Source organism: Variovorax sp. RTB1 (assembly GCF_035018765.1).
Lineage (GTDB): Bacteria > Pseudomonadota > Gammaproteobacteria > Burkholderiales > Burkholderiaceae_C > Variovorax.
On the sequence record NZ_JASJXG010000008.1, the window covers coordinates 102,132 to 117,266 of the forward strand.

Annotated in this window: 10 protein-coding genes; 5 read left to right on the top strand and 5 right to left on the bottom strand. The window is 64.5% G+C overall.

Translation table 11 applies throughout. The features are described 5' to 3' along the window. Positions 1 to 3: 3 nt before the first annotated feature. Genes QN397_RS08165 through QN397_RS08175 form a run of 3 tightly spaced genes read right to left on the bottom strand, consistent with a single transcriptional unit; the run spans position 4 to position 7,078 of the window. Positions 4 to 1,236: a TIGR03862 family flavoprotein gene (locus tag QN397_RS08165; protein WP_323500624.1), complete on the bottom strand. Its 1,233-nt coding sequence runs from the start codon at positions 1,234 to 1,236 to the stop codon at positions 4 to 6. Beyond that, positions 1,233 to 4,496: a UvrD-helicase domain-containing protein gene (locus QN397_RS08170; RefSeq protein WP_323500625.1), complete on the bottom strand. Its 3,264-nt coding sequence runs from the start codon at positions 4,494 to 4,496 to the stop codon at positions 1,233 to 1,235. Before QN397_RS08170 ends, QN397_RS08165 begins: the two co-directional genes overlap by 4 nt. Next, positions 4,493 to 7,078 (bottom strand): PD-(D/E)XK nuclease family protein, encoded by a 2,586-nt coding sequence (locus QN397_RS08175; protein ID WP_323500626.1) that lies wholly within the window; start codon positions 7,076 to 7,078, stop codon positions 4,493 to 4,495. Before QN397_RS08175 ends, QN397_RS08170 begins: the two co-directional genes overlap by 4 nt. A 169-nt stretch (positions 7,079 to 7,247) precedes the next feature. On the opposite strand from QN397_RS08175, the gene trxA reads away from it, so the two are divergent. Next, positions 7,248 to 7,580, top strand: a complete 333-nt coding sequence (trxA, locus tag QN397_RS08180) for a thioredoxin TrxA (RefSeq protein ID WP_187051686.1) — start codon at positions 7,248 to 7,250, stop codon at positions 7,578 to 7,580. 188 nt (positions 7,581 to 7,768) lie between these two features. After that, positions 7,769 to 9,034, top strand: coding sequence for a transcription termination factor Rho (rho, locus tag QN397_RS08185; RefSeq protein ID WP_187051685.1), 1,266 nt, complete (start codon positions 7,769 to 7,771; stop codon positions 9,032 to 9,034). 49 nt (positions 9,035 to 9,083) lie between these two features. On the opposite strand, the gene QN397_RS08190 is transcribed toward rho, so the two are convergent. Then, positions 9,084 to 10,142: an oxidoreductase gene (locus tag QN397_RS08190; protein ID WP_323500627.1), complete on the bottom strand. Its 1,059-nt coding sequence runs from the start codon at positions 10,140 to 10,142 to the stop codon at positions 9,084 to 9,086. Between the two features lie 121 nt (positions 10,143 to 10,263). Here QN397_RS08190 and QN397_RS08195 point away from each other — a divergent pair, with 121 nt between their 5' ends. From QN397_RS08195 to QN397_RS08205, 3 genes are all read left to right on the top strand, one after another. Beyond that, positions 10,264 to 10,530 (top strand): type B 50S ribosomal protein L31, encoded by a 267-nt coding sequence (locus QN397_RS08195; RefSeq protein ID WP_187051683.1) that lies wholly within the window; start codon positions 10,264 to 10,266, stop codon positions 10,528 to 10,530. Positions 10,531 to 10,641: 111 nt separating this feature from the next. Continuing rightward, entirely contained in the window at positions 10,642 to 12,378 is a 1,737-nt protein-coding gene (locus QN397_RS08200; RefSeq protein WP_323500628.1) for a hypothetical protein, read from the top strand. A 10-nt stretch (positions 12,379 to 12,388) separates the two neighbouring features. After that, positions 12,389 to 13,759, top strand: a complete 1,371-nt coding sequence (locus QN397_RS08205; RefSeq protein WP_323500641.1) for an MATE family efflux transporter — start codon at positions 12,389 to 12,391, stop codon at positions 13,757 to 13,759. On the opposite strand, the gene phoR is transcribed toward QN397_RS08205, so the two are convergent. Beyond that, the gene (gene phoR, locus QN397_RS08210) at positions 13,751 to 15,088 is read right to left on the bottom strand and encodes a phosphate regulon sensor histidine kinase PhoR (protein WP_323500629.1); all 1,338 of its coding nucleotides are present in this window, start codon (positions 15,086 to 15,088) and stop codon (positions 13,751 to 13,753) included. The genes QN397_RS08205 and phoR overlap by 9 nt on opposite strands. Positions 15,089 to 15,135 lie beyond the last annotated feature (47 nt).

Consider the following 15,135-nt stretch of genomic DNA (forward strand, 5'->3'; position numbering starts at 1 on the left):
CTTTTAGTTGTGACTGTCCAACGCGCCCAGCGCCGCGGCAGCGCCACTCGCCATCGCCGCGGTCATGAGGTAGCCGCCCGTCGGCGCCTCCCAGTCGAGCATCTCGCCAGCACAAAACACGCCTGGCAGTGCCTTGACCATCAGCCGCTCGTCGAGTGCATCGAAGCGCACACCGCCAGCGCTGCTGATCGCCTCGTCGATGGGCCGAGTGGCGACCAGCCGCAATGGCACGGCCTTGATCGCCGCGGCCAGTTGTTCGGGCACCTGCATCGCTTCACGCGTCATCACTTCATGCAGTACGCCAGCCTTGATGCCGTCCAGGCCGAGGCGGCTTTTCAGATGGCTGCTGAGCGACCGCGCGCCACGCGGATGCGTTACCGCAGCCAGCACCTGGCCTGCCGTGCGATCCGGAAGCAAATCCAGGGTCAGCGTTGCGCTCCCTTCCTTCGCGATTTCATCGCGCAGCAGCGCAGAAGCCGCATAGATCAGGCTGCCTTCGATGCCGGTCGCAGTCGCGACGAATTCGCCTTTGCGGGCGAAGCGTCGGCCTTGCGAATCCGTGAACTCGATCGCGACCGACTTGAACGGCTGCCCCGCGAACCGCGTCGAAAAATACTCGCTCCAGCCAATGTCGAAGCCGCAATTGGATGGCAACAGCGGCGCGACATCGACACCAAGTTCCTTCAGCCACGGCGCCCAAGCGCCATCGGAGCCCAGTCGCGACCAGCTCGCACCGCCGAGTGCCAGAACCACGGCAGCCGCGTGCACGGTGGTTTCGCCGCCCGGCGTTGCGAAGCGGAGCAAGCCGCTTTCTTCACCGGCCCAGCCCAGCCAGCGATGTCGCATATGAAACTGCACGCCCGCAGCGCGCAGCCGATGCAGCCATGCGCGCAACAGCGGTGCGGCTTTCATGCTCGTCGGAAACACACGGCCCGACGTGCCGACGAAAGTCTCGACGCCGAGACCGAGCGCCCACGCGCGCAACTGTTCGGGCCCGAACGCATCGAGCATCGGTTGGAGCGCCGCGCGGCGATCACCGAAGCGGCTCGCGAAAATGTTGAAAGGCTCGGAGTGGGTCAGGTTCAAGCCGCCCTTTCCCGCCAACAGAAACTTGCGCCCGACCGAGGGCATCGCGTCGTACAGCTGCACTTTGGCACCGGCTGCACTCAATACCTCGGCGGCCATCAAGCCTGCAGGGCCGCCACCGATGACGACAACATTTTTTTCAACACTCATTCAAGGGATACCAGTTCGCCCTGCCCGGTGAGGAACGCGGCGCGTACCGTGACACCGGGGTTGGCGTTTTGCACGGCAACGCGGTAGCGCTGCATCTGCGCGATGAGCGAGGCATCGCGTTCGGGGTGCGCCGTGGACTTGTAGTCGAGCACCCACCAGGCACCGGTTTCTCGATGGCGCACCAGTCGGTCGATGCGCAATTGCTCGCCTTCATGGACCAGAGTGACCTCGTTGCCGTGCCAGTCGATCATGCGCTCGTCCCATGCCCACGCACCCGAACCAGCACGGATGCGTTGCGCGAACGAGGCCGCGTCACGTGCCTGCGCGGCGTCGAGCATGAATTCGCGCGCTGCCGCTCTCACGTGGGCAGCGGGCAGCGGCTCGCCGGGCACGGCCCACTCGAGCAGCCGATGCATCGCCTCGCCGAACGCTGCGGCGCGCACATCGACAGCGGCAGCCCGTTTGACTGTGGCGACGGCCGCATTCGCCTGAACCTTGTGTTCAATCGGAGACTCTTTGAGCGTGAAGCTGCCCACCGTACCGACAGCGGCCATCGGCATCGCCAGCGGCTCATCTACCTCGATCGGCGTGCACCCGCGTTCGAGGCGCACCCACCAGCTGCCTTCGTTCTGTCGTGCCGGCTCGACGGCCGACAGCACGAGGCGTTCGCGGGCTCGCGTGGTCGCCACATAGAGCCCATTCAGCTCTTCACGATGCCGTGCGCGTTGCTCTTCTTCGAGCAACGGTGTCGCGCAGGCCGGCGGCGACTTCTCACTGGCCATGAAAACGAAGCGCGTCGGCTTGCTGTCGCCGCCTTTCCACTCGACCAGCACGCCCATCGTTTGCGAGCGTGGCGCTGCGGCGTCGCAGTCGAGCAGGACAACGTTGTCGGCTTCGAGGCCCTTCGCGCCGTGGACGGTCAGCAGCCGCACCGCATCGGGCGCTGTCACAGCCGGTGCACGCACGCCCCCGGCACGCAGCGCACGCACCAATCCGTAAGGCGTGGCAAACCGGGCGCCATCGATTTCAAGCGATGCTGCGAGCAGCCCGCGCAGATTGGCGAGCACCGTCTGGCGCAACGCTGCCGGTGCCGCGGCACCGAAACGGGCCAGCACATCGCCGTCGTGATAGATCGCATCGAGCGCGTCGTGCGGCGGCAGTGTCGCCAGCAAAGTCTGCCAGCGCTGCAGCCGCTCGCCGAGTGGTGCGAGCGCAGCAGGCAAGTCATCGCCCATGAGCAGCGCCAACCACGCCATACCGGGCTGCGCGCGCTGCCGCAGTGCCAGTTGAACCAGGTCGTCGTCGCCGATGCCAAACAGCGGCGACCTGAGCGCGCGCGCCAACGAAAGATCGTGCGCCGGCGAAACCAGCACATCGACCAGCGCGACGATGTCTTGCACCTCGGGCGCATCGTGCAGTTCATTCTTCTCGGGCTGCTGCGTCGGGATGTGCAACTCGCGCAGGGCATCCTGCATGGCAGCCAGCCGGCTGCGGCGACGGGCCAGCACCATGATTTGCTTCGGCGGCGTGCCATCGGCGATGCGCTGCGCTATCCAGCGCGCGGCCTGCTCGCACTCCTTTTGCAGAAGTTGCTCTTCGGGCAGCACCCGCGGGGTCGTGAGACTGTCGCGCCAATGCAGCATGCCGTCGTCGGCCGGTGCTGCAGCGGCCGCACCGTTCACCGTATCGCGCCCGATCGGCGGCAGCTTGAGCACTTCGCCATCGTCGCGGCGCTCGGTCGTGTGCGCGCGGTAGCCATCGAACTCACCGGCCTCCTGCGCCGCGCCCATCGCCTGGTTGACGAGGCCGACCACCGCATGTGCATTGCGATGCGTGTGATCGCAATCGAGCCGATCGCCGTCCAGCACGTCGACGACGAATGCTTTGGCAGCGATAAAGACTTGCGGCTCGGCGCGGCGAAAGCGATAGATGCTCTGCTTCGGATCGCCGACGATAAAGACGCGCGGCGCACGGCCCACCGCGCCGCCATAAGCGCTCAGCCAGCTGTAGAGCGCGTGCCACTGCAGCGGGTTGGTGTCCTGGAATTCATCGATCAGCAAATGCGCGATGCGTGCGTCGAGACGCTCCTGCACCCAGCCCGACAAGGCCGACTCGCCGAGCAGCATCTGCGCGGCCTGCTCGACGTCGTTCATGTCGACCCAGCCATGCGCGCGCTTGACCGCGGCAAAGGAGGCCAGTAGCACGCGGGTGAGCCGCGTCATGCGCTGTTGGTACAGCCACGCGGCGTGTTGCGCCTCGGCGGCGCACAGCAACTGAAGATCGGCTTCGGCCTCTTGCGCAGCCGCGTATTTCTGCAAGTTCTTGTTGAGGCGGTCTTCGGTCGCGACGAAGAATGCTTTGCGCAAGCGTGTCAGTACGCCTGGCAATGCTTCGTCTTCAAGTGGGCTTGAGCCGAACACATCGACGATGACTTCCGCGGCCTTCTGCGGAGTCTTGTTGGCTTCACGGCCCAACGTGGCAGCGCGGGCCAACCACTGCTGTCGAACGAAGTCGCCGCGCAAGCCATGTGTCGGCGAATCGAAGCCGGCCAGCGCCGGGTACAGCGTGCCGAAGTGCTGCACCGAAGATTCAGCATCGGCCAGCGCGAACTCCACGCGCCGCGTCAACGCTTCGCCCAACGCCTTCGTGGCCTGCGAACGGCCATGGGTTGCGACGACCGCGTAGTAGTCGGCGAGCGCGTCTTTGTCTTCGGTCAACGCTTCGAAGAAGGGCCGCCAGGTGTGCGCGCGCGCCTCTGCATCGTCTTCGAGCAACTCGTAGTTGGCAGGCAGCTTCAGGTCGCGCAGCACAGCCAGCGGCGCGTTGCGCAACAGGCCCGCAAACCATGCGTGGAAGGTCCTGAATTGCACCGGTCGACCGCCGTCCAGCAATCGGCGGTAGAGGCTTTGCAAGCGCGGCGCAGCCTCCGCAGCTTCGGCTGGTTCGACGCCGCGCACGATCAGTTCGCCCACCAGTTCGTCAGGCGTGCGCTGCGCGAAATCTTCGAGCCACTGATCGAGCCGCTCGCGCATTTCTCCAGCCGCCTTTTTGGTGAAAGTGATGGCCAGGATCTCGTGCGCTTCGCACGCGCCATCGCCCTGCTCCAGCAAGGCACGCACGATGCGCGACACCAGCATCCAGGTCTTGCCGGCACCGGCGCATGCCTCGACCGCGACCGAGCGGCGCGGGTCGCAGGCAACCGCGTAGAAGGCTTCGCGGGTGACGGGCTTGCCGTTGCGTCCGTACGCAGGCGCGCTCATGCCGCGAGCTCCCAGAAGTCTTTGCGGCAGAGGCCGCGCGCCGAACAGTGATCGCAGACCGCACCTTCGCCGAGCGCAGGCAACGCTGCGCCCTCGGCAATCCGTTCGAAATCGTGGATGAGCCCTGCCACCAGTGCATCGCGCGCGTCGACCACTTCGTCTTGCTCGACAGTCTGCGTACCCGACGACTTTTCGCCGACGTTGACGTAGGCCGCGCGCAATGTGTCGTCGGCAACCAGTGCGGCGTAGAAGGCGAGTTGCGTGTCTTCGGTCGGATCTTTGATTCGATCTTTGGTCTTGGCGGCCGACTCGGTTTTGTAGTCGATGACAAAGGCTCGGCCGTCGGGCGAACGATCGATTCGGTCGAGGCGGCCGACCAATTTGAGGTTGCCCAGGCGCTGCTCCTTCCAAGGCTCGGCCTCGACGAAGACGGTGCCGTCGGCCTCGTGCTTCGTGAGCCAGGACAGGTAGCCATCACGCACGGCGGGCCATGCCGCGGCAAAGGGCAGGAACTCCGCTTCCGACAGGCCGAATTCCTGCGTGGCCCCGTGCTGGGCCGACGCGAGCATCGACTTTCGCAAAGCGAGATCGCTTGTCGGCGCTTTCTGCAGCGCTTCATGGAAGTGCCCGAGCACCGCATGCAGCCAGTTGCCGAAGTCGCGCTTGTCGACTTCAGCATCGAGCTCGTCGGCGCTGCGCAAGCCGAGGTGCCGCATGGCAAAGAAGCGGTAAGGGCAGCGGCGAAGGTCTTCGTACACGCTGGTCGAGATGTTTTCGATGGGCAACCGCTCGCCGGTGGGCATCGGACGCAGCGTCGGGTTCAACGGCACTTCACGCACAGTGCGCGGATCGGTTGCCACACTTGCAGCGTGATCTAACTGCAAGGCCTGCACCAGCGGACTGGGCCGCACTGGCTCCCCGCTGGCATCCGACTGGCGCCACAACAGTTCGCACGACGGATTGCGAAGGGCAGCTACCCATGCGGCACGTTGCGCCGCTTCGAGTGCTTCGCGTGAAGGCAAGCCGAGTTCGGCGCGCTGTGCTTTGGTCCAGTTGCCCGGTGGTTCGGGTGATGCGGGAAGGCGCCTATCGTCGCAGCCCGGCATCACGATGGCGCCGAAGGCACGGCCCAGCAGTTGATGCAGCGGCAGTACGACGACCTCAGGCGCATGCCCACCGGTCGCTGGCTTGAAGCTGCCATCTTCGAGAACGTCGCGTGCCCACGCGGTGAACTCGGCAAGCGTGTGCCGCGCGCCATCGAATTCGCCACCGTCGCTTCCTCCGTCATCGAGCCACAAAGCAGTGATCACCTTCGCCCCGGCGATGTCGACGGCGAGCGCGTCCCATTGCCCTGCTGCTCTCAACAGTTCACACAGGCTGCGGAGCCAGTCGCCCAGCGGACGGGCGCGTGCCATCGGCGCGCGACGCGCCTCGATGGCTTCGGTGAAAGTGAGTAGAGCGAGATCCTGCTCGCGTTCCCTGCGCGCCAGATGGGCACACCAAGCGAGCCAGTCGCGCTGGCCCTCACGTCGCATCCTGGCCTCCAGCAGTTGCAGCATCGATGAGTCTGCGGGCGACTCCGCGCTCGTGTCGGCCGCGCTCTTGAGCCAGTCGAGCACTTGATCGCTCGTCGCGTCATGCGCACAAGCACGCAGCGCGCTCATCAGCGTCGCAGCAGCGCGCGTGGTGGAAAGTTTCCACCCGGTTTCATCGTGCGTCGTCACACCCTGAGCAGCGAGTTGGGCGCCGATACGGCGCGTCAAGGCGCGGTCGGTGGCGATCAATGCGACGGGCGCGCGGCCTTCCGCCAGATGACGCAACACGCAGGCGGTGGCCAGTGCTGCTTCGTCTTCGGGGTCGAGCGCGACGTGCAACGCCGCTGCGGGTGGCGCCTCTGCTTGCGCATCGGATAACGGAGCGTTTTTCAGTGACATGTGGACAGCACTGTCGCCCCATAGTGCGACGAGCTTCTGAGTCAACGGATCGGTCTGATAACCGTCGAGAACGATGAGCGCATCGACCTGCTTGCGTGCCGCATCGCTGAACAGCACATCGGTTGCGTAGGCCGACGTGGCCGCCCAGACGATAGCGATGCGAATCAGCGCGCCTTCTATCTTGAACCATTCGGACTCGTGACCTGCATCGGCAACACGATCGACACGTTGCGACCACACAGCGCGGTCTTGCGGCAACTCGGCCGCAGCCAGCGGTGCCAACTGCATCGCGAGTTCGACGACGCGGCCTGAGAGCGCAAGGCGCTCGTTGCCGAAGCCAGCTTGCATCAACAACGATTGCGCCGTGACAAGATCGCGCGCCATGTCGAACGCGATGTCGTAGCCTGTCGGCAAGAAGCCACCGGTGTCGCTCGCCCAGTTGCGGGTGGTCTCGAAGCGTGGCGCGAATCCGGCACCCGCAACCTCCGCCCACATATCTCGCGCGACCCCCATGAGCTGCGCATAGGGCACGAGCACGACCGTGCGCGCCGCATGCACTCGCCGGCTCGCCAGATGGTGCGATATGCGAGCGATGACACCGTTGGAGGCGTTGCACCACAAAGCCCGAATCGGATGGACGTCGGTCATGTTTTTGTATCGGGAATTCACTGGAGTTTTGAAACGACTTGAGGCGGTTTCGGCAAGCTTTGGCTATCGTTGCCATAGCCTCGGTGCGCGGCGCGCCGCTACTTGGTTTCTGTCACAATAAACCTCACTTTAGCTGTACCAAAACTCTCTCTGCGCACAAGGAAACCACATGGCCAGCGACCTCATCAAACATATCTCCGATTCTTCGTTCGAAGCCGACGTGCTCAAGTCGGGCAAACCTGTGCTGGTGGACTACTGGGCGGAATGGTGCGGTCCGTGCAAGATGATCGCGCCCATTCTGGACGAGGTGTCCGCAACCTATGAAGGCAAGCTGCAGATCGCAAAGATGAATGTGGACGAGAACCGCGACATCCCCGCCAAGTTCGGTATTCGTGGCATTCCGACGCTGATGCTGTTCAAAGACGGCCAACTCGCTGCGACCAAAGTCGGCGCCATGAGCAAAGCTCAATTGACCGCTTTCATCGATCAGCAACTGGCGTGATTTTCGACGCGGGTGGCGCGCAAGGCGCTGCCCGCTTAATTTGCTGCATAATCGTCAGCAAGTGATCGGTTCGCCACGGCGCCCGGTTCGCAGGTTGAAGTTTCCCCGGTTTGTGATGCGCCTCTAGCTTCACATCAAACCCCCCCCTCTTAGTTTTCCAGTCAGATTTCCCCGCGAGGGGTCATTCCATGCACTTAAACGAACTCAAGGCACTCCACGTGTCTGAAGTCCTCAAGCAGGCCGAAGCCCTTGAGATCGAAAATGTCGGCCGCATGCGCAAGCAGGAGCTGATGTTCGCGATCATCAAGAAGCGCGCGAAGGCCGGCGAACAGGTTTTTGCCGACGGCGTCCTCGAAATCCTGCCCGACGGGTTCGGCTTCTTGCGAAGCCCGGACACCAGCTTCACCGCCAGCACCGACGACATCTACATCAGCCCGAGCCAGGTGCGGCGCTTCAACCTGCACACCGGCGACATGATCGAAGGCGAAGTGCGTACGCCCAAAGACGGCGAGCGTTACTTCGCGCTGACCAAGCTCGACAAGGTCAACGACGGCCCGCCGGAGCAAAACAAGCACAAGGTCATGTTCGAGAACTTGACGCCGCTGTTCCCCAAGGAACAGATGAAGCTCGAGCGAGACGGCGTCAAGGGCGAAGAGAACATCACCGGCCGCATCATCGACATCATCGCGCCCATCGGCCGCGGACAGCGTGCGTTGCTCGTGGCCCCGCCCAAGAGCGGCAAGACGGTGATGATGCAGCACATCGCGCACGCGATCAGCGCCAACTACCCGGACGTTCACATGATGGTGCTGCTCATCGACGAGCGCCCTGAAGAAGTGACCGAAATGCAGCGCACGGTGAAGGGCGAAGTCATTGCGTCGACCTTCGACGAACCGGCTGCGCGCCACGTGCACGTCGCCGAAATGGTGATCGAGCGCGCCAAGCGCCTGGTCGAACTCAAGAAGGATGTAGTGATCCTGCTGGACTCCATCACGCGTCTGGCACGTGCCTACAACAACGTCGTGCCGTCGTCGGGCAAGGTGCTCACCGGCGGTGTCGATTCCAACGCACTGCAACGGCCCAAGCGCTTCCTCGGCGCAGCGCGAAACGTCGAAGAAGGCGGGTCGCTGACGATCATCGGCACTGCGCTGATCGACACCGGCAGCCGCATGGACGAAGTGATTTTCGAAGAGTTCAAGGGCACCGGCAACTCCGAAATCCATCTCGACCGCCGTCTGTATGAAAAGCGTGTGTTCCCGTCGATTCAGCTGAACCGCAGCGGTACGCGACGCGAAGAACTGCTGCTCGCTCCCGAGATCCTTCAGAAGACGCGCATATTGCGCCAGCTCATGTACAACATGGACGAAATCGAGTCGATGGAGCTCATGTTGAAGAACATGAAGGCGACGAAGTCCAATGTCGAGTTTTTCGACATGATGCGTCGAGGCGGCTGATCCGCTTATACGCCCTCGCCTTCGAAGACGCCCGCTTAGCGGGCGTTTTTTATGGCCGCAGCGCCCTGCCGTCCACTGCGCTTTGCCGGCCCAGGTCGAGCAACTCCATCAGCGCGACTGCTTCGGCAGGCGGCACCGGATTCGGGCCTTCGCCGAGGATCGCGTCGCGCACCGCAGCGTAATAGTCGACGTAGTTGCCGCGCCGATTCGGCTGCGCCTTGGTCTGCACCCAACTGCCCGCAGCCATCAGCGTCAACTCGCCGAGCAGCGGATCGATGCCCCAGTCGTCACCGCCGGGTCGCAGCCCTGCGCGCAGTGCGTCTTCTTGTGAGTCGACGCCGTACTTGACGTAACTGCCGCGTGTGCCATGCATCAGGTAGCGCGGCGAAGCGTGGGCAGCGAGCGTGGTCGCATGCAGCACGACACGCAACGGCGCATGCGGACCCCGTTCATAGCGCAGCACGGCATGAAAGTAATCCTCGACCACGGCGCCCTCGCGCAACACTGCGCTGTCTAGTTGCAAGGTGTCGGGCTTGCCGAACAACTGCAACGCCTGATCCAGAAGATGCGCGCCCAGATCGACCCAAAGACCGGCGCCTGGCACGGCCCGTTCGCGCCAGCGATCACGCACCTCCGGCCGGAAGCGATCGAAGTGCGATTCGAAGTACACCGGCCGCCCGACGTCGCCACTGGCGAGCAGATCGCGTAGCGTCAAAAAATCGGCATCGAAACGCCGATTTTGATAGACCGATAGGAGCACACCCCGGCGCTGTGCAAGAGCGGCAAGCTCGCGCGCTTCGGACGCGTCCAGCGTGAACGGCTTGTCGACGACCACATGCTTGCCAGCTTCGAGCGCCGCTTTGGCGACCGGAAAGTGCTGTGCATTGGGTGTGGCGACAACGACGAGGTCGACGTCTTGCCCCGCCACCAAGGCTCCCACATCCGCGACGACCGCTGCGCCCGGCCACTCCGCTGCCACCTTGTCGCCTTGGGAACTCGCTACCGCGGCAAGTTCCATCCCGGGCACGGCCGACAGCACGGGGGCATGAAAGGTCTGGCCGGCAAAGCCGTAGCCGACGAGGCCAACACGCAGTGGTTTCAAAATCATACGGATGAGGTCTGTTACTCGATAACAGGGCAGTATGCGATAATCGTGGGCTACGCGAAAAGTGCAGTTTGGCGCCGTGCCGACATCTAGTGGCTCTCGCATCGACCCAAAGGAAAAGACCATGAAAGAAGGCATTCACCCGAACTACCGGGAAGTCCTGTTCGTCGACTTGTCGAACGGCTTCAAGTTCGTGACCCGTTCGTGCGCGAACACCAAGGAAATGGGCAAGACCGACGACGGCCGCGAATTGCCGCTGTTCAAGCTCGACACTTCCAGCGAATCGCATCCGTTCTACACGGGCACGCAAAAGTCTGTCGACAACATGGGTGGTCGCGTCGAACGGTTCCGCAACCGTTTCGGCAAGACGACCGGCGCTGCCGCCAAGTAAGGCAGGCGCTTCCAGACGAGGGCAGCCCGGTTTACCGCGCTGCCCTTTTTCTTGGCCGCTCCACCAACTGCTTCTTCAAAGCTCGACCAGCTTGCGTATCCTCTGCTCTCAGTGAACCAACCGACGCCCGCGATCGTTGCGCAGAACGCCGTGCGCCGCTTACCGCGCATCGCGCTGCTGTTGCTGTGCGCGGCGTACCTGATGCCCGGCCTGCTCGGCCGCGGTCCCTGGAAAACCGCAGACATCGTCTCCTTCGGCTACATGGCTGAACTTGCGCGGGCAACCGGGGGTATCGCCCGCTGGTTCGATCCCTCCCTGCTTGGCCTCAAGCCCGAAACACCTGCGCTCCTGCCTTACTGGATCGGTGCGCTGGCGATCAAGATCGCACCGGCATGGCTCAACCCCGATCTGGCGGTGCGCATCGCTTTCGCCCTGCTGCTGTGGGGCGCTTTCACCGCCACTTGGTACGCGGTTTACTACCTTGCCCGCACACCGCGCGCGCAGCCCGTGGCGTTTGCCTTCGGAGGCGAGGCGCGTCCGGTCGACTACGCCCGCGCGATGGCCGATGCCGCGCTACTGGCGCTGCTGGCGTGCCTCGGCCTGGCGCAGCTCGGCCACGAAACGACGCCGGCACTGGCGCAGCTTTTCTTCGTGTCGCACATGTTCTATGGCGTGGCGGCGCTTCCCTTTCGCCGCATCGGCGCGGTGATCGCGCTGGTGGTCGGTGCCGTTGGCATGGCACTGAGCGGTGCACCGACGATCGCGCTGCTCCTCGGCGTGGGTTCATCGGCTCTGGTATTCACCGAGCGACGCCGCGATGCGTTTCGTCAAGCGGATGACGCGGCAGAAGGCACTGGCTATTCGGCCGCTGCAGCCTGGGTCATCGCGGGCATCACGTTGCTGGCAGTCTTGCTCGCCGCACGGCTGCATCTCGCGCATTGGCATATCGCCCTGCCCGGCCATCGCTCCGGCTCGTCGACCCTCGGCGACATTCGCAGTCTGGCCAAGCTCGTCATCTGGTTCACCTGGCCGGCCTGGCCGCTCGCCTTGTGGACGCTGTGGCGGTGGCGTCGTCAGCTCAACGCGCGACACGTCGCGATTCCGCTCCTGTTCATGCTGGTGCCACTGGCCGCGACTGTGACCACCGATTTTTCGGAGCGCGCCTTGCTGCTCGGGCTGCCCGCATTCGCGACGTTGGCGGCATTCGCATTGCCCACCTTCCGGCGCAGTGCCGCAGCCATCATCGACTGGTTCACGCTGCTCTTCTTCAGTGGCTCCGCGCTGATCATCTGGGTCATCTGGATCGCGATACAAACCGGCGTGCCTGCCAAGCCGGCAGCTAACGTCGCGCGTCTGGCGCCGGGCTTCGTCCCTTCTTTTTCGCCGGCGGCTTTCGTCTTCGCGGTGCTGGCGACCGTGGCGTGGTGCTGGCTGGTGCGGTGGCGTACCGGACGCCATCGGGCCGCCCTGTGGAAAACACTGGTGCTGCCGGCGGGCGGCGCGGCCCTGTGCTGGATGCTGCTCATGACGCTGTGGCTGCCGCTGCTCGACTACGCGCGCAGCTACGTGCCACAGGTGAATGCGATCGCAGAACGCGTCGGCCGGCCAGCATGCATTTCGGAGCTCGCGTTGAGCAGGCAACACATCGCGGCGCTGCGCTACCACGGGCAGTTCGAGTTGTCTCCGCTGGTGGGCGGCGAGGCCTGCCCATGGCTGCTCATCAGTCCTGAAGCTATCGCGACGCTGCACAACATCGTCAGCATGGACCAATGGCGCCTCAGCGGCACCTTGCGGCGCCCGACCAGCGCAGCAGACGACTTGCTGCTGTTCCAGCGCATCACACCCTGACGTGAGCAGCATCAGCAACGAACGGCGGGTGATCGCTGCGCACGCCGGTACGGTGCTGGTCGGCCAGCTGGCCGTGATGGCCTTCGGGGTCATCGACACCATCGTCGCAGGCCGCTATGCAGAAGGCGCACTGGCTGCGCTCTCCGTCGGTGCCGCCATCTTCATTAGCGTCTACGTGTCGTTGATCGGCGGTTTGCAGGCGCTGCTGCCGATATGGGCCCAGTTGCATGGCGCCAACCGCGCCGACGAGGTTGGCCGCTCGGTACGGCAGTCGCTCTACGTTTGCCTCGTCGCCATCGTCCTGGGCATGGCGGTGTTGATGGCGCCCGGCCCGTTGCTGCGCTGGACCGAGGTTCCGCCGACGATGCAGGCCACTGTGGAAACGTACCTCGCGGTGCTGGCCTGGGCGCTCCCGCCTGCGCTGCTGTTTCGCGTGTTCAGCACGCTCAACCAGAGTCTCGGTCGACCGCGCCTCGTGACCTGGCTGCAGCTCGGCTCGCTGTGTATGAAGTTGCCGCTGTCGATCTGGTTCACTTTCGGCGGCGCGGGCCTGCCCGCGATGGGCCTTGCAGGCGCGGCGTGGGCCACGCTGGTCGTCAACTACACGATGCTCGGACTGGCGCTCTGGTTGATGCGCAACGCCGCGTACTACCGTGCCTATCGGTTCTGGCAACGCATCGAGCCACCGGATTGGCGCCAGCTCCGGCAGTTCGCGCGACTGGGCGTGCCCGGCGGTCTGGCGGTGCTGGTCGAAGTCACGTCCTTCACACTGCTGGCGCTGTTCATCGCGCGGCTCGGCACCGTCTCGTCGGCGGCGCACCAGATCGCCTCCAATCTCACGGCCGTGGCGTACATGGTGCCGTTGTCGCTTGGTCTGGCGACGAGTTCGCGCGTGAGCTACTGGTTGGGCGCCGACGATCCGGTCAAGGCACGGCACGCGTGCCTCACCGGGCTCGGCATGGCGCTGCTGTGCTCGCTGGTGGTGGCCGGCCTCATGGTGGCGCTGCGCTGGCAGTTGCCCGCCGTGTACTCGCAGAACCCGGCGGTGGTTCAGATGGCGGCCGTGTTGCTGCTAGCGACTGCCGCCTATCACCTGGCCGATTCCGTACAGACGATGTGTGTCTTCGTGCTGCGATGCTACGGCGTGGCCGTCGCGCCACTGGCCATCTATTGCGCGCTGCTGTGGGGTGCCGGACTGGGAGGCAGCTACTGGCTGGCCTTCCATGGCTTCGGGCCCTTCGCCGCGATGCCGTCGCCACTCACGTTCTGGCTGACGAGCGCGGCGGCGTTGTGGGTTACGGCTTTGCTCTTCGTCGTCTTGCTCTGGCAGACCATGGGCAAAAGCTTGCGCCCTGGGCGATCGGATCTCCGATCAGATTGACGTCACACGCGCCTCGCGCACGCGCTTGGCCGGAAACACCAGCGCAAAACGCGAGCCCTGCCCCAACGTACTTTCGATGCGCAGCTCGGCACCATGTCGCTGCGCGACGTGCTTGACGATCGCCAGGCCCAGCCCCGTCCCGCCAGTCTCGCGAGACCGGCTGCGATCGACACGGTAGAAGCGCTCCGTCAGCCGCGGGATGTGCTCCGCGGCAATGCCGGGACCGCTGTCGCGCACGGCGTACTCGCCGCGTCCATCAGGAAGCAGCTTCCATGTCACAACCACCTCGCCACCGCCCGGTGTGTAGCGCACCGCGTTGCTCACCAAGTTCGACATGGCGCTTTGGAGTTCGACCGGTGCGCCCGATATCTCCGAGTCGTCGTCCAGCGAAAAAGTGAGCCGATGCCCCAGCGGTGCCAGCCGGCTCGACAAGCCCCGTGCCTCGTCTTCACTGTGTGCCAACAGTGCTCGCGCACGCGTCCACTGTGTCGCCGCAGGCGCCGGACTGCCCTCGAGCCGAGACAGAGTGAGCAAATCATTGACCAGCGTTTCCATGCGGGTCGACTGCTGCGCCATCAACGCCAGATAACGTGACCGCTCTTCCGCATCGAGCGGCAGGTTCTGCAGCGTCTCCACGAATCCAGCCAGCACCGTGAGCGGCGTACGAATCTCGTGCGAGACATTGGCGACAAAATCGCGCCGCATGGCTTCGGCCTGTTCCAGTGAAGTAATGTCGCGCGTCAGCAGCATGCGTCGGTTGCCGGCGTATGGATGCACCTGCACCGACAGCCGCACTGCGTGGCTGCGTTGCCCGCTCGAGCGGGCGGCAGGCGCGTCGATGACCACATCGCGGCTGTAGTTCCACGAAGCAAGGTAAGCGATGAAGGCCGGGTCGCGCACCAGGTTGCCCAGGTGCTGCAGCAGGTCACGCTCGGCGTCGATGCCGAACTGCGCCGCGGCCGTCTGGTTGCACCACTCGATGCGGCCCTGCTCATCGAGCAGCACCACGCCGTTGGGCGAAGCCTGAATGGCCGCAAGGAACTCCTGCAACCGGTCTTCGGATTGTCGGATCTGCTGATCGCGTTCGCGCAGCAGCTTGCGAATGCGCTCCGACAACTCGCCCCATATCCCCGCTCCGCGCGAAGGCAAGGCCGAGACGTCGGACCGCAGCACTTTCAGCAATCGCTGCGCGCGCCATGCGTCGAGCAGCAACCAGAGCAATGCGCCGATCCACGCACCGAGCCATACGAAGTGCCATCCCGTCAGCACAGCAGCGCACGCGGCGCCGGCAAGGGAGGCTATGAAAAACGTGGCAATTCGAAAAGGCATCGCGGGCGATTATCCCCGCGCCTGCCCAGCAGGCCGCCGGCCAGCCG

Excerpts from the sequence above, each read along its gene's own strand:
- QN397_RS08190 (WP_323500627.1), bottom strand. The coding sequence starts at position 10,142 with ATGATTTTGAAACCACTGCGTGTTGGCCTCGTCGGCTACGGCTTTGCC.
- trxA (WP_187051686.1), top strand. The coding sequence starts at position 7,248 with ATGGCCAGCGACCTCATCAAACATATCTCCGATTCTTCGTTCGAAGCC.
- phoR (WP_323500629.1), bottom strand. The coding sequence starts at position 15,088 with ATGCCTTTTCGAATTGCCACGTTTTTCATAGCCTCCCTTGCCGGCGCC.
- QN397_RS08165 (WP_323500624.1), bottom strand. The coding sequence starts at position 1,236 with ATGAGTGTTGAAAAAAATGTTGTCGTCATCGGTGGCGGCCCTGCAGGC.
- QN397_RS08175 (WP_323500626.1), bottom strand. The coding sequence starts at position 7,078 with ATGACCGACGTCCATCCGATTCGGGCTTTGTGGTGCAACGCCTCCAAC.
- rho (WP_187051685.1), top strand. The coding sequence starts at position 7,769 with ATGCACTTAAACGAACTCAAGGCACTCCACGTGTCTGAAGTCCTCAAG.
- QN397_RS08170 (WP_323500625.1), bottom strand. The coding sequence starts at position 4,496 with ATGAGCGCGCCTGCGTACGGACGCAACGGCAAGCCCGTCACCCGCGAA.
- QN397_RS08195 (WP_187051683.1), top strand. The coding sequence starts at position 10,264 with ATGAAAGAAGGCATTCACCCGAACTACCGGGAAGTCCTGTTCGTCGAC.